Here is a 23155-nt window from a genome sequence, read left to right on the forward strand (position 1 = left end):
TACTTCGTCAGATTCAGAACAACTACCGCTGACTATTGTCCCAATTGTCCGCCCCTATAATGGCCACAATCGAGACTCGGTTATGTTTGGCCGAAGGCTTGTGTCATGATGATCCGACCGCAGGTTAGTCGTCCTCTTCCTATATGAATAGATCTTCCGCGTTGCTCCTTGCTTTTGTCTTCCTCAGCGGCTGCCAGGCCTTGGCCCCCGTTTCGCACGATGGCACCTCATCGGTCGAAGACACCACGCCAGCCCCTGAAAAGCCCAAGGTTTACAGCTCGTTCAGCGAAGAAACGGTGTTCAGCCTGCTGAGTGCCGAACTCGCCGGCCAGCGCAATCGCTTCGACATTGCCCTGGACAACTACGTGACCCAGGCCATCAACACCCAGGATCCGGGTGTTTCCGAGCGGGCGTTCCGCATTGCCGAGTACCTGGGCGCGGATCAACCGGCGCTGGATACCGCGCTGATCTGGGCGAAAAATGCCCCGGATGACCTCGAAGCGCAACGCGCCGCCGCCGTGCAACTGGCTCGCGCCGGGCGCTATGACGACTCGATGGTCTATATGGAGAAAGTCCTGCAGGGCAAGGGCGACACCCATTTCGACTTCCTCGCGCTGTCGGCCGCCGACACCGATCAGGAAACCCGCAACGGTTTGATGAAGAGCTTCGACCGTCTGTTGCAGCGTCACCCGCACAACAATCAGCTGATTTTCGGCAAGGCCTTGCTGATGCAGCAGGATGGCGACACCAAAGGTGCGCTGACCCTGCTCGAAGACAATCCGCCAGATGACGGCGAAATCGCCCCGATCCTGCTGCGCGCCCGCCTGTTGCAAGGGCTGAACCGTGGCGACGAGGCCCTGCCGCTGCTGCAGAAAAACATCAAGAAGTACCCGGACGACAAGCGCCTGCGCCTGACTTACGCGCGGATGCTGGTGGAACAGGACCGGATGGACGACGCCAAGGTCGAGTTCTCGACCCTGGTCCAGCAATACCCGGAAGACGACGAACTGCGTTACTCGCTGGCACTGGTCTGCCTGGAAGCCAAGGCCTGGGACGAGGCCAAGGGTTACCTGGAAGACCTGATCGCCCGCGAAAGCCATGTCGATTCCGCACACCTGAACCTGGGCCGCATTGCCGAAGAACGCAACGACCCGCAAGGCGCGCTGATCGAGTACGCCCAGGTCGGACCGGGTAACGACTATCTGCCGGCACAGCTGCGTCAGGCCGATATTCTGATGAACAACGGCAAGACCGCCGAAGCCCAGAGCAAGCTGGCCGCCGAACGTGATGCGCAGCCGGATTACGCGATCCAGTTGTACCTGATCGAGGCCGAGACCCTGTCCGCCAACAATCAGGGCGACAAGGCCTGGAAAACCCTGCAACAGGCGTTGCTGCAATACCCGGATGATCTGAATCTGCTCTACACCCGGGCAATGCAGGCGGAAAAACGCAACGACCTGGCACAGATGGAAAAAGACCTGCGCCTGATCATCAAGCGCGATCCGGACAATGCCATGGCCCTCAACGCCCTCGGCTACACCCTGTCCGACCGCACCACCCGCTACGCCGAAGCCAAGGCGCTGATCGAACAGGCCCACCAGATCAATCCGGAAGACCCGGCGGTACTCGACAGCCTCGGCTGGGTGAATTTCCGCATGGGCAACCTGGATGACGCCGAGAAGTACCTGCGCCAGGCCCTCGAGCGCTTCCCCGATCACGAAGTCGCCGCTCACCTTGGCGAAGTCCTGTGGACCAAGGGCAATCAGCGCGAAGCGAAACAAATCTGGGGCAAGTTCCTCAAGGATCAGCCCGACAGCACCATTCTGCGCAGCACCATCAAGCGCCTGACCGGATCCGAGACTCTTTAACTCATGTTTTTGCGCCACGTTATTGTTTTCAGCTTCATCGCCCTGCTCGCCGGTTGCGCGGGTTTTGGCGCTCGCGAATCGGTCGAGGGCCATGGCAGCCCGGCACAATGGGCCGCTAACAAACAGCAACTGACCGGCCTCGATGGCTGGCAGATCGACGGCAAGATCGGTATCCGCGCCCCGAAAGACTCGGGCAGCGGCACGCTGTTCTGGCTGCAGCGCCAGGATTATTACGACATCCGCCTGTCCGGCCCGCTGGGTCGCGGCGCTGCGCGGTTGACCGGTCGCCCGGGCAAAGTCTCGCTGGAAGTCGCCAACCAGGGCCGCTATGACGCGCAGTCCCCGGAAGTCCTGCTGGAAGAACAGCTCGGCTGGAAATTGCCGGTATCGAACCTGGCCTGGTGGGTTCGCGGCCTGCCGGCTCCGGCCAGCAAGAGCCGCCTGACCCTCGATGGCGACAGTCGCCTGGCCAATCTGGAGCAGGACGGCTGGCAGGTCGAATACCTGGGTTATGCCGAACAGAATGGTTACTGGTTGCCCGAGCGGATCAAATTGCACGGCACCGATCTGGACGTGACGCTGGTCATCAAGACCTGGCAACCGCGTAAATTGGGGCAATAAGCATGACCGCTCCACGCCTGACGCTGCCTTCTCCGGCCAAACTCAATCTGATGCTGCACATTCTCGGTCGCCGTGAAGACGGCTATCACGAGTTGCAGACGATTTTTCAGTTCCTCGACTACGGCGACGAAATCACCTTCGCCGTGCGCGACGATGGCGTGATTCGCCTGCACACCGAATTCGACGGCGTGCCCCACGACAGCAACCTGATCGTACGGGCGGCGAAAAAACTTCAGGAACAATCCGGTTGCGCCCTCGGCATCGATATCTGGATCGACAAGATCCTGCCGATGGGCGGTGGCATCGGTGGCGGCAGCTCGAATGCGGCGACCACCCTGCTCGGCCTCAATCATCTATGGCAGTTGGGCTGGGATGAAGATCGGCTGGCAACACTGGGCCTGAGCCTGGGTGCCGACGTCCCGGTTTTCGTGCGCGGGCACGCGGCTTTCGCCGAAGGTGTCGGCGAGAAACTGACCCCTGTCGAGCCCGTCGAACCGTGGTATGTCGTGCTCGTTCCGCAAGTATCTGTTAGTACGGCAGAAATTTTTTCAGATCCGTTGTTGACACGTAACACGCCGCCCATTAAAGTGCGCCCCGTTCCCGAGGGAAACAGTCGAAATGACTGCTTGCCGGTGGTAGCAAGGCGTTATCCAGAAGTACGTAACGCATTGAATTTGTTAGGTAATTTTACCGAAGCAAAACTCACCGGAACTGGAAGTTGTGTGTTTGGGGGCTTCCCAAGCAAAGCTGAAGCTGATAAAGTCTCGGCCCTTCTGACAGAGACCCTTACAGGGTTTGTAGCGAAAGGAAGCAACGTTTCGATGTTGCATCGCAAGCTGCAAAGTCTGCTCTAAAGGAACCAAGTGCCCGGCACTTGCAAGCAACAGATACAGGGGCGTCGCCAAGCGGTAAGGCAGCAGGTTTTGATCCTGCCATGCGTTGGTTCGAATCCAGCCGCCCCTGCCATTTTCCTATACTCATCCAGGTATACCCTCAGCCTTCAGGTACTGCGCGTGTCCAAGATGATGGTCTTTACGGGGAACGCTAACCCCGATCTGGCTCGGCGTGTTGTACGTCAGCTGCATATCCCTCTCGGTGACATCTCTGTCGGTAAATTCTCCGACGGCGAAATTACAGCCGAGATCAATGAAAACGTTCGCGGTAAAGACGTTTTCATTATTCAGCCGACTTGCGCTCCGACCAACGATAACCTGATGGAACTGGTAGTGATGGCTGACGCCTTCCGCCGCTCCTCGGCTACTCGTATCACTGCTGTTATTCCTTATTTTGGTTATGCCCGTCAGGATCGCCGTCCGCGTTCCGCACGTGTGGCTATCAGCGCGAAAGTCGTCGCTGACATGCTTACCGTAGTCGGCATCGACCGTGTTCTCACGGTTGATCTGCATGCTGACCAGATTCAGGGTTTCTTCGATATTCCGGTAGATAACATCTACGGCTCCCCGGTTCTGGTGGATGACATCGAAGATCAGCGCTTCGAGAACCTGATGATCGTGTCCCCGGACATTGGTGGCGTCGTGCGAGCACGTGCCGTTGCCAAGTCCCTGGGCGTGGATCTCGGGATCATCGACAAACGCCGTGAGAAAGCCAATCACTCTGAAGTGATGCATATCATCGGTGATGTCGAAGGGCGTACCTGCATTCTGGTCGATGACATGGTCGATACCGCCGGCACTCTGTGCCACGCGGCCAAGGCCCTGAAAGAGCATGGCGCAGCCAAGGTCTTTGCCTACTGCACACACCCTGTGCTGTCGGGTCGGGCCATCGAGAATATCGAAAATTCCGTGCTGGACGAGCTGGTGGTCACTAACACCATCCCGCTGTCCGCTGCAGCACAAGCCTGTGCACGTATCCGTCAACTGGATATCGCACCGGTTGTTGCCGAAGCGGTTCGCCGCATCAGCAATGAAGAATCGATCAGCGCGATGTTCCGTTAAGGGCCCTGCCCTTCTCGAAATGTCTCGTTGACGAAAAGCGCCCCGCCCCGGCATTCCTGCCGGGGCGGGGCTTTTTTGCCCATACCGTGTTCGGCGCTGGTCGCAAACGCCACTCGGTCATGGCTATTTTGGAGATACAAAATGAACGATTTTACTCTGAATGCTGAAGCGCGTTCCGACCTGGGGAAAGGTGCGAGCCGCCGCCTGCGTCGTCTCGCCGCCCTGGTTCCAGCTGTTGTTTACGGTGGCGACAAAGCCCCTGAATCCATCAGCATGCTGGCCAAAGAAGTTGCCAAACTGCTCGAAAACGAAGCGGCTTACAGCCACATCATCGAGCTGAACGTTGGCGGCACCAAGCAAAACGTGATCATCAAAGCTCTGCAACGTCACCCGGCCAAAGGCCACGTGATGCACGCTGACTTCGTACGCGTTGTAGCTGGCCAGAAACTGACCGCTATCGTTCCTGTGCACTTCATCAACGAAGCTGCTCCAGTGAAGAAAGGCGGCGAAATCTCGCACGTTGTTGCCGAGATCGAAGTTTCCTGCCTGCCGAAAGATCTGCCTGAGTTCATCGAAGTCGACCTGGCTGACGCTGAAATCGGTTCGATCATTCACCTGTCGAACATCAAAGCCCCTAAAGGCGTTGAGTTCGTTGCTCTGGCTCACGGTAACGACCTGGCTGTTGCCAACGTCCACGCTCCACGTGTTGCTCCAGAAGCTGCCGAAGGCGCAGCAGAGTAATTCACTCTGTGAAGCCGGAGTGAGCAGGTAACATCGCGGACTGGAACGTAGCGAGAAAGCGGGCGAGAACGCGGAGTTTACATCCATGGTAAATGAGCATTTTTCGTCCACTTTCGCCGCCTTCCCTGATCGCGGCGATGTTATCCACCACTCCAAGGAAGGGCCCCTATCGTGACTGCCATCAAACTGATCGTTGGCCTGGGAAATCCAGGCGCTGAATACGAACAGACCCGGCATAACGCAGGGGCCCTTTTTGTTGAGCGCATCGCCCACGCACAGAATGTGAATCTCGTGGCCGATCGCAAGTATTTCGGCCTGACCGGGCGGTTTTCGCATCAGGGTCAGGATGTTCGTCTGCTGATTCCCACCACCTACATGAACCGCAGCGGCCAGGCCGTGGCGGCACTCGCCGGTTTCTTCCGCATCAAGCCTGAAGAAATCCTGGTGGCGCACGACGAACTCGATCTGCCTCCGGGCGTCGCCAAACTCAAGGTTGGTGGCGGTCATGGCGGTCACAACGGATTGCGCGACATCATTGCGCAATTGGGCAATCAGAATACGTTCCACCGCCTGCGGCTTGGCATCGGCCACCCGGGCGTCGCCAGTATGGTTTCAAATTTCGTCCTGGGTCGTGCGCCACGCGCCGAACAGGAAAAACTCGATGCCAGCATCGACTTTGCCCTCGGCGTGCTGCCGGATATCCTCGCCGGTGAATGGAACCGTGCGATGAAAAACCTGCACAGCCAGAAGGCCTGACTCTTATCCGAGGGGAAACACCATGGGATTCAATTGCGGCATCGTCGGCCTGCCTAACGTCGGCAAGTCCACCCTGTTCAACGCCCTGACCAAATCCGGGATCGCGGCCGAGAACTTCCCCTTCTGCACCATCGAGCCGAACAGCGGCATCGTGCCGATGCCGGATCCGCGTCTGGACGCCCTGGCGGCCATCGTCAATCCGAAGCGCATCCTGCCGACCACCATGGAATTCGTCGACATCGCAGGCCTGGTAGCCGGCGCCTCGAAAGGTGAAGGCCTGGGCAACAAGTTCCTGGCCAACATCCGCGAAACCGACGCGATCGCTCACGTGGTGCGCTGCTTCGAAGACGAAAACGTGATCCACGTTTCCAACAGCGTCGACCCGAAACGCGACATCGAAATCATCGATCTGGAACTGATCTTCGCCGACCTCGACAGCTGCGAGAAGCAACTGCAGAAAGTCGCGCGCAATGCCAAGGGCGGTGACAAGGACGCGGTCGTTCAGAAAGCCCTGCTGGAGCAACTGATCGCTCACTTCACAGAAGCCAAGCCTGCGCGCAGCCTGATGAAGAACATGAGCGCCGATGAGAAAGCGGTGATCAAAGGCTTCCACCTGCTGACCACCAAGCCGGTCATGTACATCGCCAACGTCGCTGAAGACGGTTTCGAGAACAACCCGCACCTGGACGTGGTCAAGGCCATCGCCGAAGAAGAAGGCGCCATGGTCGTTCCGGTCTGCAACAAGATCGAAGCGGAAATCGCCGAGCTGGACGACGGTGAAGAGAAAGACATGTTCCTCGAGGCCCTGGGCCTGGAAGAGCCTGGTCTGAACCGTGTGATCCGCGCCGGCTACGAAATGCTGCACCTGCAGACCTACTTCACCGCCGGTGTCGAAGAAGTCCGCGCCTGGACCGTCCGCGTCGGTGCCACCGCACCACAAGCTGCTGGCGTGATCCACACCGACTTCGAGAAAGGCTTCATCCGCGCCGAAGTGATCGCCTACAACGACTTCATCCAGTACAAGGGCGAAGCGGGCACCAAGGAAGCCGGTAAATGGCGCCTGGAAGGCAAGGATTACATCGTCAAAGACGGCGACGTGATGCACTTCCGCTTCAACGTGTAAAAGCTGCACCCAAGAAAAAGCCGCGTTTCATACGCGGCTTTTTTGTGCCTGAAATTCAGCCCGTCAGGCCTTTTTGGTTCTTGGCAGGAAGATCGCCAGCACCCCAAACAACGGCAGGAACGAGCACAGGAAGTACACGTACTCGATGCCGTGAATGTCCGCGAGATGCCCGAGCAACGCCGCACCAATCCCACCAAAGCCGAACATCAACCCGAAGAACACGCCGGCAATCATTCCGACGTTGCCCGGCACCAGTTCCTGCGCGTACACCACAATCGCCGAGAACGCCGAAGCCAGGATAAAGCCGATCACCACGCTCAGAACAGTGGTCCAAAACAGGTCGACATGCGGCATGAGCAGCGTGAATGGCGCAACGCCAAGGATCGAGAACCAGATCACCGCCTTGCGCCCGATCTTGTCGCCGATCGGCCCGCCGAAGAACGTGCCCGCCGCCACCGCGCCGAGGAACAGGAACAGGTGCAACTGGGAACTGGCCACCGACAGGTCGAACTTTTCGATCAGGTAGAACGTGAAGTAACTGGTCAGACTGGCCATGTAGAAATACTTGGAGAACACCAGCAGCCCGAGCACCACCAGCGCGCTGGTCACCCTGCCCTTCGACAGTCCATGAGTGGCGGCTTGGCCAGCCTTGAGCTTGAACAGGTTCAGGTGATGGGCGTACCAACGGCTGATGCGGTACAGCACGAACAGCGCAAACACGGCGAACAGCCCGAACCACGCCACATTGCCCTGCCCAAAGGGAATGATGATTGCCGCCGCCAGCAACGGCCCGAATGCCGAACCGGCGTTACCACCGACCTGGAAGGTCGATTGCGCCAGACCGAAGCGCCCGCCCGACGCCAGACGCGCGATACGAGAAGCTTCGGGGTGGAAGGTTGACGAACCGATGCCGATCAGCGCCGCCGCCAGCAGAATCAGCGGGAAACTGCCGACCATTGACATCATCACAATGCCGATCAGCGTGCACACGGAACCGGCCGGCAACAGCCACGGTTTCGGGTGCCGGTCAGTGTGGTAACCGACCCACGGTTGCAGCAGCGAAGCGGTCAATTGGAACGTCAGGGTGATCAGGCCGACCTGGGTGAAGGTCAAGCCATAGTTGGCCTTGAGCATCGGATAGATCGATGGCAGCACTGACTGGATCAGGTCGTTGATCAAATGCGCCAGCGCCACCGCGCCGATGATGCGCATCACCAGAGGACTGCTTTGTGGAGGAGCGGACGCCGACGCAGCGGCGGTCTGAACGTTGCTGATAGCCATGGGAGTTTCCGTACAGCAGATGGGTGCACACGGGCAGGTGCGTCAATGTGCCATTTTTCGGTGCGCCAGCGCCATCCCCTTAGCCAGCTAACGAACTATTCATTCATCGCCGCGCAAGTGATAGCGCAAAGCCATGGTCTGATTCTTGCCTTGCTTCTCCGCTTGAACGCGGCCCCCTTACAAAGGGGATCGAGAATGGGAAGTTTTGCTACAGAGTCTGCCTACAGAGCGGACGAGAGTGGACTTTCGAAGCCTTTTAGCAGGGCACTGATCGCGCTCGCAACGAACGCGATGCACGCCAATGGTGCGTGGTGTCCAGAGGAGTCATGGGGCATGCAGGCTTTCTTATCACCGGGGATCAAATTGCTGGGGCGGTTTGGCTTCGCGCGTAAATTCCAGTTGTTGTTTCTGCTGTTCATTCTGCCGTTGGCCGGTAGCCTGTTGATGATCGGCCAGGACTATCGCGACAAGCTCAACCTGATTTCCGGCGAACGTGCCGGTGTGCGGCAGTTGCTCGCCCTCGATGCGCTCGACAACCTGCTCGCCGCCCAGCGCGACCGCGCCGCCCGCTGGCGTGCCACGGAAACCAACCGCCAACCGACGCCCGCGACTCTCGCCGCGATGGCCGCATTCGATGGCGTGCAACCTGCCGTCGCCCAAGCCACACTGGATCTGGGTAATGCGTTGAAAGCCGAAGGCGCGGAAGGTGAAACATTGGCTCGCTATCAGGCCCTGCAAACCGCACTCGGTGGTCTGGACTCCAAGAGCCTGGCCGGCGTCGGCTGGTGGCCGGACGGTTACGATCGCTTCACCAACGCCCTCAGTGCCCTGCAAGCGTTGCGCGAACAAATCGCGATGGACAATCGCCTGATCCTCGCGCCATGGCTGGAAACCTATCTGCTGACACAGATTTCCACTCAACATGCACCGGACCTGATCGAACGGGTCGGCCGACTGGCAGCCGTTGGCCAGGCGTCTGTGGTGTCCGGGCAGTTCACCCTGCAAAGCCGCCTGCAACTGCGTGACCTGCGCAGTCGTATCGGCGATGCTCGCGAGCAGCTTGTAAAAACTGCTGGCCTGCTCGAAGCGCGTCTCCCGCCGGCCCTGCAAGGCTGGACCGGGCAATACCACGATAGCCTCAAGCAGCTGGATGCCGGGTTGAAAGTGTTGGATGACGGCGTCTTCGGCGGCAGTATCAATCTCAAACCGGAAGACTTCGAGCGCAGCCTCGATGCCCTGCTCGGTAACCTCGCCACGCTGCGCCAACAATCGCTGGTATCGCTGGATCAGCGCCTGGACGACTACCACGGCTCGGCGATTCGTCAGTTCATCGTTGTGGCGACGGTCTTCGGTTGTCTGCTGCTGGCAGCACTCTATCTGTTCGTCTGCCTGCAAGCCTCGATCCGTCGCAGCGCCAGCGGCATTACGGTGCTCGCCGAAGCCTTGCGCGACGGCAATCTGAGCCTGCAAGTGCCGGTCGTGGGCCGAGATGAACTGGCGTCGATCAGCACCGCGCTCAACGTGGCCGTGGTGCAATTGCGCAACAGCCTGCTGGGCGTCGATCACGAGACCTCGCAACTGAGCAACGCAGTGCGCAGCCTCAACGATCACTCCAGTGGCGCTCTCAGCGAAGTCGAAGCGCAGCAATTGCAGATCAGCCAGATCGCCGCCGCAGCCACGCAATTGGCGGCGACCTCCCAGGGCGTCGCGCAGAGTTGTGAACAGGCCTCCGGCAGCGCCCAACACACCCGCCGCATCGCCGCCGACAGCAGCCGCGACAGCCAGCGCACCACGGCGAGCATTCAACAACTCAACCAGCGCCTGAATGAGACTGCTGCAGCGCTAGGCCGCGTCAGCGAGCAAGGCCAACAGATTCAATTGGTGGTCGATACCATTCGCGGCGTCGCCGAGCAAACCAACCTGCTGGCGCTCAACGCCGCCATCGAGGCCGCTCGTGCCGGTGAACAGGGTCGCGGTTTTGCTGTGGTTGCCGACGAGGTGCGCAGCCTCTCGCAACGCACGCAATCGTCCACCGCGCAGATCGCCGGCACCGTCGACAGCTTGCGTGCGACGGTGAATGAAGCGGTAAGCCTGATGGAAGCCGCGTGCGGCCAGGCGCAATCGGATGCCGAAGCCGTCACCGGGCTGGGCGAACGCCTGGGAGAAATCGCCAGCGCCGTGCAGAGCGTCACCGACACCCTCGCGCAAATCGCCACGGCGGTCGAGGAACAGGCGAGCACCGCCGATGAAGTCAGCGGCAATATCCAGCAGGTCGATCAAGCGGCGGTTCGTCTGCTCGAAGGCGCGCGGGCCGTGAACCTCGCGGCGGACACCTTGAGTCAGGGCAGCCACGCCTTGAGTGCGAATACCGGCAGATTTCAGCTGCGATGAAAGCCCTCCCCGCCCCGTTTTTCGGTGCGGGAGGATAAGCGGTTGAAAATAAGAAGAAATATTTTAAATTTACGCTTGACGCTTTTCCATTTCAGGGGAATAATGCGCGCCACTTGGCTACATAGCTCAGTTGGTTAGAGCATAGCATTCATAATGCTGGGGTCCGGGGTTCAAGTCCCTGTGTAGCCACCAAGTACTAAAAACGGCTTACCGAAAGGTAGGCCGTTTTTTTATGCCCGGAGAAAAGTGGCCTACCTCAGTGGGCCGGCCTGATTCCGTAGGAACAGAGCGCGAAAGGCGTACGAAGAGGATTATTCGTTCGATCAGGCCCCTGTATCTCGGCAAGTCGGTTTGATCGCTCTCCCGATTGACCGACAAGCTCCCCCGTCTCGTTCCAAAGACAGACAGGGAGTTGTCATGGACCTGGACAAGTACCTTTTCGACGATGAATGGCATCGAAAACGCCCGAACGGCGGTGTCTCATGGGCCGCCTGGTTTCCGCCCCGAGAGCCGGAACCCGTCTACGTTCCAACAGATGAATGGCCAACCCCAAAGCCCCGCGACGATCTGGTATTTGCCAAGTCCTGCACACCGGACAACTGGTGTCGAACGGATGCCGGCACAACACCTGAGCCCGCCTCCAGCTTCGGCAAGATCATGGTGGCGGGCGCCATACGCTTTCCCGCAGCCAGTAAGGTCGTAGCGAAAGCAATCGGCGCCGATCTGGCCTTGGGGCGCATGGCGGGCGGTGGAATTCTGCAGCAACGTCTCAACTGGGCCATACGGGGCGCAGGCGGGCCGGCCAGTGTGTTCATCCTCGGGATGCTGCCGGCCAGAATGGGCGACGGCACCCTTTATACCGACGAACAATTACGCACCCTACCCCGCGCCACCACTCGCGTACGCTTCCAGTTTCGGCGTGACATCGACGGGGTGATGCAGATCTATGGCATTCACTCTGGCGATTCGGGCGACGACTCCGTGCGTACCGTAAAAGTCGAGTGGAACAACGACAAGACCGCCATGGAGGCCAAGCTCAACGGCATCACGATTTTGTGGACGCCGCAACGCGGGCCGCTGGGATCGATGCCGCCGCTGGTTCATCCGGAGCACGGCGAAGTACTGAGTACGATCCTCGTCCACCCGATCGCTGCGAACACCGACAGCCAGATAGAAATCCTGCCCGGCAAAGACATCACCGCCGAGGATTGTATTCTGGTGTTTCCGGCGGAGACCGGGCTGAAGTCGTTGTATGTGGTGTTTTCGAAACCGGCGAGATTGATGCCGGGGACAGTGACGGGGATTGGTGAGGATGTTTCCGGTGTATGGCTTGACCATGCCCGGGGGGGATCTGGCGCGCCAATCCCAACCAGCATTGCCGATTCGCTAAGAGGGCGTGAATATTCCAGCTTTGATTCATTCAGGCGCGCCTTCTGGGCCGAAGCATCAAAAGATACCAGGCTAGCCGGGCAACTCAGCGAAGATAGCCTGGAGCGTATGCGCAACGGAAAGGCGCCTCGCGCCCGATTAGCTGATGCGGCTGGTAAGAGAATCTCTCACGAAATTCATCATGTGGAACTGATATCTCAAGGCGGCGAGGTCTATAACGTTGACAACCTGAGGGTCCACACTCCTAAAAATCACGTCGAAATACACCAGGATTGAGGCAACTGCATGAGCGACCCCTTCATCAAAAGCAATTTCTCTGATTACACCGAACAAGACTTCGTTGAGTTCATTGACGAGATCAGAAAGGAAGACAAGGCACCTACAGATGACCGTGCAGATATTCTATTGCTGCACTTCAACAAGATCGTTGGGCATCCGAGCAAGATGGATCTTATCTACTACCCTGAGCCAGGTGCTGACACGTCGTCCTCTGGCATAGCCCGTACAATCGCGACATGGCATGAAGCAAACGGACTGCCTGGCTTCAAGAAGTGAAGATCTATGAAAAAAACATTTCTGACTACACAGAAGCCGAGTTCATTGCGCTGTTGAAAGAGCTCGCTAAAGAAGATGAAGAAGCCGAAAACGATGATCGGGCTGACTTGTTACTGCTGCACTTCGAGAAAATCAGCGAACACCCAGCTGGATCGGATCTGATCTATTACCCGGAGCCGGGTGCGGATAGCTCCCCTCAGGGTGTAACGCAAATTGTGAAAGGCTGGCGCGCCACCAACGGGCTGCCAGGCTTCAAGCAGTAAACATCTGGCACTCATAGTCCAAGGCTGCGCATTACCTAATAGTCAAAACGGCTTACCAAAAGGTAAGCCGTTTGTTTATCCCTCGCCCACTAACGCAGCCAGCCCCTTCGACCATATTTGCCGCGTGCGCAAACCGACCATCGCCCGCCAGTCCGGATCGGCCGGATAGAACTGCTCCAGCAGATTCTGTTTGATCTTGCGCCCCGTCGCATCCAGCGGATCGCCATGCAGATGCAGCCAGTGATCGTCGCGCAAGTAGCGATGCACGTCCGGCCCCGGATAAGTCCCGCACTCGATCACGAACGGCATCAACTGCATATTCGGCAGCGCGTTAAGCAACGCCTGCGAGGTGTAACCGGTAGCGGTTGCCGCGACACCGGTTTCGCTCAAAGTCTCGGCACCGGTATGCAGCGTGTAGAGCCACGGGCCGTAGATCGATTGCGCCCGGGCCAGTGCCGGATACGGTGCCTGAGTAATCGTCAGCAGCATTGGATGACCGTACTCGCCAGCGCCGGTGTGCAGGTCGAAACACATCACGGTTTCAGCACCGGCCAGGTGGTTCTCGATGATCTGATGCAGCGTGCGATTCGACCAGCTCGGGGCAAAGCCTCCGAAAAACAGCCCATCGGGATGACTGTGCTGGCCGCCCTCGACAATCGACATCACCGCCGGCCAGCCGTGCTCGGCGATTTGCCCATCGAGCAAGGCATCGGCGCACTGCCGCTCGGGGCCGTTCAAATCGGTGCAGGCGTAGATCTCATGCAGCGCGGCGTAGGCCTGGTTGTCCGGAAGCGGTTGATTGAAATCCAGATGATTACGATTGAGGTCGATGTTGTCTTCGTTGACCCGTCGCAACCATGCGGTGCCCCACGGATTGATCAGGTGAATCATCACCACCGCCACATCCTTCGGCAGCGAGCCCGGAGTGAAATGCTTCAACCAGTCGATCTGACATTCCGAACCGTAGTAGCCCTCCACTCCGTGAGTGCCGCTGAGCGCCACCAGACGCCGTTTGGCCTGCGGATCCCCCAGCACCGCCACATCGGTGCTCAGCGGCTCGCCAAACGGCCCGCAGCGCGGATGTGCGTAGGAGGTGAGCGTCGCACCGGCCGCGGTGGCGGCGGCAAGAAACTGTTCGCGCTGATGGCGGTAGCTGGACTGGGTCGGAAACTCGCTGTGCATAGTGGCCTCTTGTTGATTGTTCTGGCTTCACGCTTGGCCCTGACCCTACAGAAAATTCGCCAAGGCATGAAGGACAAACATACCGACGGTTTGCGTCCTGCACGGTCGGCCGATACAGTCCGTCAGACTTTTATCCCACGGACGGAGAGCCCCGCGTGTTTCCAGCCCTGCCCCTGAAACGCTTTCGCCTGCCGGCCCTGACGCTGATCGTCAGCGCCTTCACCCTCACCGCCTGCAATGCACCACCCTCCTCGACCTTGCCGCTGGCGCCGGAAGCCGCCTCTGGTTACCGCACCGACCTGCAAGCCAGCCATGCCGAAAAACACATGGCCGCCGCTGCCAATCCGCTGGCTGCCGAAGCCGGTCGCGAGATGTTGCGTCAGGGTGGCTCGGCCATCGATGCCGCCATCGCGATGCAAGCCGTGTTGACCCTGGTCGAACCGCAGTCCTCCGGGATCGGCGGTGGCGCGATGATCGTGCTGTGGGATGGCAAGCAGGTGCGCACCTACGACGGTCGCGAAACCGCACCGTCCGGCGCGACCGAGAAGCTGTTCCTGCAGGCCGATGGAAAACCGATGCCGTTCCCGCAGGCGCAGATCGGCGGACGCTCTGTCGGCACACCGGGTGTGATGCGTGCGCTGGAGCTGGCGCACAAACAACAGGGCCGCTTGCCGTGGGCGACATTGTTTGCACCGGCAATCAAACTGGCCGAACAGGGCTTTGCGATCTCCCCTCGCCTGCATTCGCTGCTGGAATCCGACCCGGTGGTGCGTCGTTCGCCGGACATGGCCAGGTATTTCTTGAACAACGACGGCAGCGTCAAAGCCGTTGGCACCCGACTGCAAAACCCGGCGTTGGCCGCCGTGCTCAAACGCATCGCCAACGAAGGTGCGGACGCTCTGTACAAAGGCCCGATCGCCGAAGAAATCGTGGCCAAGGTTCAGGGCCACGCCAACCCCGGCAGCCTGTCACTGAACGACCTTCAGCACTATCAGGCCAAGGAGCGCGCACCACTGTGCACCGACTACAAGCGCTGGCAGGTTTGCGGGATGCCGCCGCCGTCATCAGGCGGGATTGCGGTGGCGCAGATTCTCGGCACCTTGCAGGCGCTGGAAACCCGCGACCCACGCCTGTCCCTGACACCGCTCAAACCCGTGAAGACCGATAAGCCGGCGGGCCTCGAACCGGCGCCACAAGCCGTCCACCTGATCGCCGAAGCCGAACGACTGGCCTACGCCGACCGCGCGCAATATGTAGCCGATACCGACTTCGTACCGGTGCCGGTCAAAGGTCTGGTCGATCCGGGTTATCTGGCCAGCCGCGCGAGCCTGATCGGCGAACGCAGCATGGGTACCGCCAAGCCCGGTACCCCACCGGGCGTGCAGGTTGCCTACGCACCGGATCGCTCGCCGCTGCGCATCTCAACCTCGCAAGTGGTGGCGGTGGATGACTTCGGTGGCGCGGTGTCGATGACCACCACCATCGAAGCGGCATTCGGCTCGCACCTGATGGTTCAGGGCTTTTTGCTTAACAACCAGATGACCGACTTCTCGTTCATCCCCGAAGAGAACGGACAGAAAGTCGCCAACCACGTGGAACCCGGCAAACGCCCTCGCTCGTCGATGGCACCGACCCTGATCTTTGATCGCAGCAGCGGCGAGTTCGTCGCCACCGTCGGCTCTCCGGGCGGCTCGCAGATCATCGAATACGTGGCCAAAACCACCGTCGGCCTGCTCGACTGGAACCTCGACCCGCAAAGCGCCATCAGCCTGCCCAACTTCGGTAGCCGCAACGGTCCGACAGAACTGGAACAGGGCCAGTTCACCCCGGCACTGATCCAGGCGCTCAAGGACAAGGGCCATTCCGTCAGCGAAATCGACATGACCAGCGGCACCCAGGCCATCGTGCGGGTCAAGGATGCGCAGGGGAAGGCAACGCTGGTCGGTGGGGCGGATCCTCGGCGTGAGGGGGAAGCGTTGGGGGATTGAGCTTGCCCTTGGGGCAAGCTTTAACCTCGAGTCCGAGCAGCCAACAGGAGAGGTTCATGCTTACCATCGGACAAATGGCCCGCAGCCACGGGCTCACCACCAAGACCTTGCGTCATTACGACAGCATTGGATTGTTCAGCCCGGCAGTCACCGGGCGTGACAACGGCTATCGCTATTACCGCCCGGAGCAGATTGTCACGCTTGGGCGGATCATCTGGCTCAAACAATTGGGCATGGCGCTGGAAGACATTCGTACCCTTGCCTCAGGTGGAGGCCTGGACAGCGTCATCAACCTGCGCGAGTCCCTTGAAAACCACGCTCGGCAGTTGAAGGCCGATATCCAGCGTAGCGAAAACATCCTGGGACAACTGACCCGCTACCTCGCGCAACCGGATCGTGAATTACCCGCCATGCAGACACCTCAGCGCATTGCCTGCCCCGAGTTGCGCATCATGGGGATGTCCTGGCAGCAGGAAGATGAAGGCACCATCGCCCAGATGTGGCAGCGCTTCGTACCACGGGAAGGTGAGATCGATCGGCTGCACGACCCGATCGGCACCTTCGGTGTATGCCAACCGCTGGAGGACGGCCAGTGGCGCTATATCGCCGGACTGCCGGTGGGTGCCGATGCGCCTCTGGTCGCAGGCATGGTCGAGCTGCGGATACCGGCGCGTGACTATGCCCGCGTTGAACACCACGGCACCGTCACCACGTTGCCGGAAACCTTCCGCGCCGCCTACAGCGAATGGCTGCCCGCTGCCGGCATGGCACCGGCCGAAGGCATCGAGTTCGAATACTGCGGAGAACGTTTCTTCGGCCCGATGGACCCGCGCAGCGTGGTTGAAATCTACATTCCGTTGCACGACCCGGATTGATCCTGGAGCCTGCTGCGACAAACTTCACTGACCATCCCCGTGTTGCCAGAGCAGCACCTGCGCCTGGCAACCGGAACCCTCAGGCTTCGCCCTCCTCATCCGCCACCCGAACCAAAAGATCGCCGGGCTGACAGTTGAGGTACTCGCAGATGGCATCCAGCGTCGCCAGTCGCAGCCCTTTGACCTTGCCCTGTTTCAGCAGCGACAGGTTGGCCTCGGTGATGCCGATCGCCGCTGCAAGGTCTTTGGATTTGACCTTGCGCAACGCGAGCATCACATCCAGTTGAATCACGATAGGCATGTCGACCTCATATAAACGTGCGGTTTTCCCGGTCCACTTCGCTTGCTTGCGACAGGATCCGCGCAATCACCGCGATACACGCGGCCAGGAACAATGCGACGAACGAAGCAGCCGTGATACTCAGGGTGAACAGCCGCTCACCGACCGGCGCATTCTGGGTGACCCACAGGCTGAGCATCGGCTCACAGAGGAAATCCAGCAGCACCCAGATCGCCACGGCTCGCCCGACCTTGCCCAGATGACCGGCCGTTTCACGGGCGAAATACTCACCCCGCCCATAGCTCTGAAACAGCCGGCGCAAATGGTTCAAGCCAGACGCCAGCGCCAGCAGGGGAATACTCGACAGCACGATCCCGCCCAGCTTCTGCCACCATGGGAACAGCGTTGCGGTGTCGACCATTTGTGACAGTTGACGCTCGCTCAGCGCAAACCCCAGCCCCCAGCCCTCCTTTTCCGCCAAGGGTGGGTAAACCCACAACACAGCATTGAGCAGCAGCATTGCGACGATCAGGATTAACGTCATCGTCGCCATGCGCCGACTGAATCGAACGAGTCCGTTGGTGGTCATGGGAAAGCCTCACAAGAATGAATGTGAGCGTTACCCTAACGACTAAAATTATCGAATAACAATAATTAATTGCTGCAAAACATTAATAACCCATCATGCGTCCAGATTTTTACCGACCACCGGATCGCCGATTTTCAGAAAATTCCCACCAGCCACATGGTGCAGCGTGCGCAGTTCATCATGCCCTTCAAAATGCCAACGTCCGTCGCTGAAGACTCGCGAATCAGCCTTCGCCGCGATCACCTCTGCCAGGAACAGATCGTACTGTTCATGATTGCGCGGCTCCGGCAGCAACCGACACTCGAGCCACGCCACGCAGCCTTCGAGCAGCGGCGCCTCGATCTGCTCGCCAGCGAAAGTCTGCAAGCCATGGGCCTGAAACTTGTCCCGGCCCTGATCACGATTGATTTCGAGGCCCGAAGTCGAACCGACGGTCTGCACAATGTCGGCCTGACTCACGCAAGGAACGTTGAGAACGAAGGTGCCGGACGCTTCGAGCAATTGCCGGGTCCAGGTCGACTTGTCCAGCACCACCGCGACTTTCGGCGGTTCGAAATCCAGCGGCATGGCCCAGGCGGCAGCCATGATGTTGCGCTGCCCGTCATGGGCGGCGCTGACCAGCACGGTCGGCCCGTGATTGAGCAAACGGTAGGCTTTGTTCAGGGGAACCGGGCGACGGAAGGATTCGCTCATGGGATCTGCTCCGGGAAAAAGAGCCGATTGTAGCGGGATAAAAACAGCGAAGGGATCGCCTTGGACAATCCCTTCGCCTGACAGGCATCAGCTGGACAACTGGTTGGCGAACTGGCCGACCGCGTTCACTACTTTCTGCGCGCCATCCTGGATCTCGACGATCACCGTACCGGCCTCTGCCGCCAGCGCCAGCCCTTGCTCGGCCTGAAGCTTGCCGTCGGTCATCAGCGCCACGGCGTTGCGCGCCATGTCCTGGTTCTGACGCACCACACCAACGATTTCCTCGGTCGCCTGGCTGGTGCGCGAGGCCAGTTGCCGCACTTCGTCGGCCACCACCGCAAAACCACGGCCCTGCTCGCCTGCACGGGCAGCTTCAATGGCGGCGTTGAGCGCCAGCAGGTTGGTCTGCTCGGCAATGCCGCTGATGGTCTTGACGATGGTGCCGATCACCTGCGATTGCTCGTTCAGCGCTTCGATGCCTTCGCCGGCGGTCTGCATGTGCCGCGACAGGTCGCGCATCACGTTGACCGCTTCGGTGACCACACGGGTTCCGCGCTGGGCGGTGCTGTCGGTCTGCAAGGACGTGCTGTAGGCGATGTTGGCGGCCTCGGCGACGGCTTGCTCCTGATTGACCTGATCGGTGATCACGGTGGCGAACTTCACCACTTTGTAGAGTTTTTCGTTGGCGTCGAGTACCGGGTTGTAGGACGCCTCCAGCCAGACGACCCGGCCATGGTGATCGACGCGCTTGAATCGTCCGGCAACGTACTCGCCATTGTTCAAGCGGCGCCAGAAGTTTTGGTACTCGGCGCTGTTGTACTCATCCGGTTCGCAGAACATACGGTGATGTTTGCCCTTGATCTGCGCCAGGCTGTAGCCCATCCCCTGGAGAAACCGGTCGTTGGCACTCAGCACGTTACCGTTGAGGTCGAACTCGATCACCGCCGTCGAGCGCACCAGCGCGCCAATCAGGTTCTCGTGTTCGCGGGAGGCTTCGATGGTGCGGGTCAGGTCGCTGGAGAAAATCGAGAAATGCTTGATCCGTCCGTCCGATGAGCGGATCGGCTGAACGATCGAACGCAGCCACGCCTCTTCGCCATTGCCGCGCGACAGACGCACGGCACCGGCGAAATGCTCGCCCCGGGTCAGTGCAGACTTGAAGCGGTGATGAAATTCGTCGGACTTCACATGGGCCGGCACGATGTCTTCGATCGCGCGGCCGACCAGGTCATGGCTCTTGTAGAGCATTTCATTGAGGAAGTTCTGGTTGACCGATTGAATCCGTCCGTCGGGCTCAAGGGTCAGCACCAGCATCTCGCTTTCCAGGCTCTCCTTCACTTGCAGAAGGCTGGAGAGTTCTTCACGAAGAGCCGCCAGCTCTTGCTTGAGGCGTTTGTTGAACATGGGAAAGCACCGATGGACTAGATGGAAAGCGGGGTTACAGCCTAACCATCGGCCTTGGAAATCTTTTCTGAAGTGCGTTTGAGCCTTGTCCTACAAAAATAGTTACGCCTCGGGAAATCAGGCTGTTCCAGCCACCGGACAATGTCCTGCGCGCGGCATCCGCGAGCCGAAATACGCCGCACTGGCGATGCCCACCGCGCCCATCACCGCACAGAACATCACGCAGATCCATGGGCTCCATGGCATCAGACCAATCAGCAGCAATGGTGTGACACTGGCCCATGCGGCGTAGGCAATGTTGTAGGTGAAAGAGATGCCCGACACGCGGATACGTGCCGGAAACAGACTGACCATTACCGACGGTACGGCGCCGACCACGCCACAGCAAAGCCCTGCGATGGCGTAGGCCAGACCGACCCAGTCACCGCCGACAATCAGGCAGGTGTAGAGCACGCCGATGCCCAGAGGCAACAACAGGCTGTACAGCATGACGGTGCGCCAGGCGCCGATGCGGTCGACCAGCCCGCCGGCAATCACGCAGCCGATGTTCAGGAAGACGATGCCCAGGGCACTCAATGCAAAGGTATGGCCGGCGGTCATGCCGAAAGTCTTTTGCATCATGGTCGGGGTGATGACGACGAACACCACCACCGCCGAAGTCAGGACGCAGGTCAGGAGCATGGCCGGCAGCATCGCCAGACGATGCTCGCGCAGTACCGTACGCAACGGCAGTTCGACCCGAGCCTCACGTTGCGCTTCCATGGCCATGAACACCGGGGTTTCGCTCAGCCAGCGACGCAGCCAGACGCCGATCACACCGAACACGCCACCGAGCAGAAACGGATAGCGCCACGCGTAATCAAGCACTTCGGCGGGGGTGAAGACTTGTGCCAGGAAGGTCGCGGTCAGTGCGCCGATCAGGTAACCAAACGTCAGCCCGGCCTGCAGAAAGCCCAAGGCGTAACCGCGATGCCCGGCCGGCGCGTGCTCGGCCACGAACACCCAGGCGCTCGGCACTTCACCGCCCACCGCCGCACCTTGCAGGATGCGCAGCGCCAGCAGCAACAACGGTGCGAAATAACCGATCTGTGCATAAGTCGGCATGATCCCGATCAGCAGGCACGGCAGCGCCATCATCAGGATGCTCAGGCTGAAGACCTTCTTGCGTCCCAGCCGGTCGGCGAAATGCGCCATCAGGATCCCGCCCAGCGGGCGCGCCAGATAACCGGTGACAAAAATCCCGAAGCTTTGCAGCAGACGCAGCCACTCAGGCATTTCCGGCGGGAAGAACAACTGGCTGAGGGTCAGGGCGAAGAACACGAAAATGATGAAATCGTAGATCTCCAGCGCCCCGCCCAAGGCTGCAAGGCCGAGGGTCTTGTAGTCGGAACGGCTGAATGGCGCCGGTCGGGCTTCGGAGTTGGCAGTCATGGCAAAGAACTCTGACACAAGCAAAAAACAAGGCGCCCATGGTCTACGCAAACGGGCCGATGGACAACCCGTTAGACCATAGTCTGATTCGGCAAAACACGGTCACAAAAATCCGCCGGTTGATTTACTGTTGGCACCTGTCCAGACGGGCCGGCCAAGCCCCGAAGACCACAATAAACATAAAAATCCGAGGTACTCCCGTGGCCGTTGATATCGAAGATAGCCGCTCTGCGCGCTTTGCCTTGCGCTGCTCAAGCTTTGCCGAACGCTGGTTTCCCGACTCCTGGGTGTTCGCCGCACTGGCGGTGATCATCGTGGCGCTGGCCACCCTGGCCATGGGTGCCAAACCCACCGACGCTGCCATGGCGTTCGGTGACGGTTTCTGGAGCCTGATCCCTTTCACCATGCAAATGGCTTTCGTGGTCATCGGCGGTTACGTGGTGGCAAGCTCGCCGCCGGCCGTGAAGCTGATCGACCGTCTGGCAAAGATCCCGAAGAACGGCCGCTCCGCCGTGGCCTGGGTCGCGCTGATCTCAATGGTCGCGTCATTGCTCAACTGGGGCCTGTCGCTGGTATTCGGCGGTCTGCTGGTGCGCGCCCTCGCCCGTCGCACCGATCTGAAAATGGATTACCGCGCCGCCGGTGCCGCTGCCTATCTGGGCCTTGGCGCCGTGTGGGCGTTGGGCTTGTCGTCGTCTGCCGCACAGTTGCAAGCCAACCCCGCCAGCCTGCCGCCGTCGATTCTGTCGATCACCGGGGTGATTCCATTCACCCAGACGATTTTTCTCTGGCAGTCGGGCGTGATGCTGCTGGCGCTGGTGGTGATCTCGATCATCATCGCCTACGCCACCGCACCAGGTCCGAACTCGGCACGTGATGCCAAGGCTTGTGGCATCGACCCGGCCTTCAACCTGCCGCCCCTGCAACCGCGGACCCGGCCCGGCGAATGGCTGGAGCACAGTCCGCTGCTGATCATCGTGCTGGTGCTGCTGGCGGCCGGATGGCTGTTCCACGAGTTCTCGACCAAACCTGCGATCACCGCGATTTCCGGGCTCAACACCTACAACTTCCTGTTCATCATGCTTGGCGCGTTGCTGCACTGGCGCCCGCGCAGCTTCCTCGATGCGGTGGCGCGAGCGGTGCCGACCACCACCGGCGTGCTGATCCAGTTCCCGCTGTACGGCTCGATTGCCGCGCTGATGACCACGGTCAAGGGCACCGACGCCCAGACCCTGGCCCACCACATCTCGACCTTCTTCGTCAGCATCGCTTCCCACGACACCTATGCGCTGCTGATGGGCGTGTACTCGGCGATTCTCGGTTTCTTCATTCCGTCCGGAGGCGGCAAGTGGATCATCGAGGCGCCGTACGTGATGCAGGTGGCCAACGACCTCAACTATCACCTGGGCTGGGCGGTGCAGATCTACAACGCCGCCGAAGCCCTGCCGAACCTGATCAACCCGTTCTACATGCTGCCGCTGCTGGGCGTACTGGGGTTGAAGGCGCGAGACCTGATCGGCTTCTCGTTCGTGCAACTGCTGGTGCACACGCCGCTGGTGCTGCTGTTGCTGTGGGCGCTGGGGACGACGTTGGCGTATACGCCGCCGGTGATGCCATGACGCGGAGTCATCTTCAGGCGTAATTCTCATGAGGGAGCTAGCGTACTGGCTCCCTCATTTGTTTCTGCGCCTTGGAAATGTCACCCAACCGTCACATTCCCTTGCTAGCGTCCGCCCGAAACATACTGAAACAATTAAGCAAAACGGACTT

21 protein-coding genes, 2 tRNA genes and 1 pseudogene are annotated in these 23155 nt (G+C 59.8%); 16 read left to right on the plus strand and 8 right to left on the minus strand.

Annotation, left to right across the window (positions count from 1 at the left end; all coding sequences use genetic code 11):
* Window positions 1-143: 143 nt before the first annotated feature.
* The 8 genes from IF199_RS25275 (at window position 144) to ychF (ending at window position 7064) form a co-directional block, all read left to right on the plus strand.
* Window positions 144-1868: a tetratricopeptide repeat protein gene (locus tag IF199_RS25275; RefSeq protein WP_192558981.1), complete on the plus strand. Its 1725-nt coding sequence runs from the start codon at window positions 144-146 to the stop codon at window positions 1866-1868.
* Window positions 1869-1871: 3 nt separating this feature from the next.
* Window positions 1872-2489, plus strand: coding sequence for a lipoprotein insertase outer membrane protein LolB (gene lolB / locus IF199_RS25280; protein ID WP_096822732.1), 618 nt, complete (start codon window positions 1872-1874; stop codon window positions 2487-2489).
* Window positions 2490-2491: 2 nt separating this feature from the next.
* The gene (gene ispE, locus IF199_RS25285) at window positions 2492-3343 is read left to right on the plus strand and encodes a 4-(cytidine 5'-diphospho)-2-C-methyl-D-erythritol kinase (protein ID WP_096822731.1); all 852 of its coding nucleotides are present in this window, start codon (window positions 2492-2494) and stop codon (window positions 3341-3343) included.
* 37 nt (window positions 3344-3380) lie between these two features.
* Window positions 3381-3455 (plus strand) — tRNA-Gln (locus IF199_RS25290).
* A gap of 47 nt (window positions 3456-3502) precedes the next feature.
* Entirely contained in the window at window positions 3503-4444 is a 942-nt protein-coding gene (locus IF199_RS25295; RefSeq protein ID WP_003171603.1) for a ribose-phosphate pyrophosphokinase, read from the plus strand.
* A gap of 141 nt (window positions 4445-4585) precedes the next feature.
* On the plus strand, window positions 4586-5185 hold the full coding sequence (locus tag IF199_RS25300) for a 50S ribosomal protein L25/general stress protein Ctc (protein WP_096822729.1): 600 nt from the start codon (window positions 4586-4588) through the stop codon (window positions 5183-5185).
* Window positions 5186-5356: 171 nt separating this feature from the next.
* Window positions 5357-5941: an aminoacyl-tRNA hydrolase gene (gene pth / locus IF199_RS25305; protein ID WP_007951726.1), complete on the plus strand. Its 585-nt coding sequence runs from the start codon at window positions 5357-5359 to the stop codon at window positions 5939-5941.
* A 22-nt stretch (window positions 5942-5963) separates the two neighbouring features.
* Window positions 5964-7064, plus strand: a complete 1101-nt coding sequence (gene ychF / locus IF199_RS25310; RefSeq protein ID WP_096822727.1) for a redox-regulated ATPase YchF — start codon at window positions 5964-5966, stop codon at window positions 7062-7064.
* Between the two features lie 63 nt (window positions 7065-7127).
* On the opposite strand, the gene IF199_RS25315 is transcribed toward ychF, so the two are convergent.
* Entirely contained in the window at window positions 7128-8345 is a 1218-nt protein-coding gene (locus IF199_RS25315) for an MFS transporter (RefSeq protein ID WP_192558982.1), read from the minus strand.
* A gap of 333 nt (window positions 8346-8678) precedes the next feature.
* On the opposite strand from IF199_RS25315, the gene IF199_RS25320 reads away from it, so the two are divergent.
* From IF199_RS25320 to IF199_RS25340, 5 genes are all read left to right on the plus strand, one after another.
* Window positions 8679-10736 (plus strand): methyl-accepting chemotaxis protein, encoded by a 2058-nt coding sequence (locus IF199_RS25320; RefSeq protein ID WP_192558983.1) that lies wholly within the window; start codon window positions 8679-8681, stop codon window positions 10734-10736.
* 115 nt (window positions 10737-10851) lie between these two features.
* A tRNA-Met gene (locus IF199_RS25325) sits at window positions 10852-10928 on the plus strand.
* Window positions 10929-11153: 225 nt separating this feature from the next.
* On the plus strand, window positions 11154-12401 hold the full coding sequence (locus tag IF199_RS25330; protein ID WP_192558984.1) for an S-type pyocin domain-containing protein: 1248 nt from the start codon (window positions 11154-11156) through the stop codon (window positions 12399-12401).
* 9 nt (window positions 12402-12410) lie between these two features.
* Entirely contained in the window at window positions 12411-12680 is a 270-nt protein-coding gene (locus tag IF199_RS25335; protein WP_011335930.1) for a bacteriocin immunity protein, read from the plus strand.
* A complete protein-coding gene (locus IF199_RS25340) occupies window positions 12677-12943 on the plus strand; it encodes a bacteriocin immunity protein (RefSeq protein WP_192558985.1) in 267 nt (88 codons plus the stop codon). The genes IF199_RS25335 and IF199_RS25340 overlap by 4 nt, the downstream gene beginning before the upstream one ends.
* A 75-nt stretch (window positions 12944-13018) precedes the next feature.
* Here IF199_RS25340 and IF199_RS25345 read toward each other — a convergent pair whose 3' ends face one another.
* Window positions 13019-14125, minus strand: coding sequence for a DUF2817 domain-containing protein (locus IF199_RS25345; RefSeq protein ID WP_192558986.1), 1107 nt, complete (start codon window positions 14123-14125; stop codon window positions 13019-13021).
* 155 nt (window positions 14126-14280) lie between these two features.
* On the opposite strand from IF199_RS25345, the gene ggt reads away from it, so the two are divergent.
* Window positions 14281-16113: a gamma-glutamyltransferase gene (ggt, locus tag IF199_RS25350; RefSeq protein ID WP_192558987.1), complete on the plus strand. Its 1833-nt coding sequence runs from the start codon at window positions 14281-14283 to the stop codon at window positions 16111-16113.
* Window positions 16114-16169: 56 nt separating this feature from the next.
* Window positions 16170-16988 (plus strand): MerR family transcriptional regulator, encoded by an 819-nt coding sequence (locus tag IF199_RS25355; RefSeq protein ID WP_192558988.1) that lies wholly within the window; start codon window positions 16170-16172, stop codon window positions 16986-16988.
* 79 nt (window positions 16989-17067) lie between these two features.
* Here IF199_RS25355 and IF199_RS25360 read toward each other — a convergent pair whose 3' ends face one another.
* The 6 genes and pseudogenes from IF199_RS25360 to IF199_RS25380 form a co-directional block, all read right to left on the minus strand.
* Window positions 17068-17289: a helix-turn-helix domain-containing protein gene (locus IF199_RS25360; RefSeq protein ID WP_102621208.1), complete on the minus strand. Its 222-nt coding sequence runs from the start codon at window positions 17287-17289 to the stop codon at window positions 17068-17070.
* A 7-nt stretch (window positions 17290-17296) separates the two neighbouring features.
* On the minus strand, window positions 17297-17857 hold the full coding sequence (locus IF199_RS25365) for a DUF2975 domain-containing protein (RefSeq protein ID WP_192558989.1): 561 nt from the start codon (window positions 17855-17857) through the stop codon (window positions 17297-17299).
* Window positions 17858-17950: 93 nt separating this feature from the next.
* Window positions 17951-18550 carry a flavin reductase family protein gene (locus IF199_RS25370; RefSeq protein WP_192558990.1) on the minus strand — a complete coding sequence of 200 codons (600 nt, stop codon included), beginning with the start codon at window positions 18548-18550 and terminating at the stop codon, window positions 17951-17953.
* Window positions 18551-18637: 87 nt separating this feature from the next.
* Window positions 18638-19069: a methyl-accepting chemotaxis protein gene (locus tag IF199_RS30705; protein ID WP_371858594.1), complete on the minus strand. Its 432-nt coding sequence runs from the start codon at window positions 19067-19069 to the stop codon at window positions 18638-18640.
* 108 nt (window positions 19070-19177) lie between these two features.
* Window positions 19178-19954: pseudogene (locus IF199_RS30710) on the minus strand (PAS domain-containing protein); the annotation flags it as partial.
* Window positions 19955-20071: 117 nt separating this feature from the next.
* Window positions 20072-21385 carry an MFS transporter gene (locus IF199_RS25380; protein WP_192558992.1) on the minus strand — a complete coding sequence of 438 codons (1314 nt, stop codon included), beginning with the start codon at window positions 21383-21385 and terminating at the stop codon, window positions 20072-20074.
* Window positions 21386-21585: 200 nt separating this feature from the next.
* Here IF199_RS25380 and IF199_RS25385 point away from each other — a divergent pair, with 200 nt between their 5' ends.
* Window positions 21586-23004 (plus strand): short-chain fatty acid transporter, encoded by a 1419-nt coding sequence (locus tag IF199_RS25385; protein ID WP_096822678.1) that lies wholly within the window; start codon window positions 21586-21588, stop codon window positions 23002-23004.
* The last annotated feature ends 151 nt before the right edge of the window (window positions 23005-23155 follow it).

The sequence above is a fragment of the Pseudomonas allokribbensis genome, from assembly GCF_014863605.1.
GTDB classification, from domain to species: Bacteria; Pseudomonadota; Gammaproteobacteria; order Pseudomonadales; family Pseudomonadaceae; genus Aquipseudomonas; species Aquipseudomonas allokribbensis.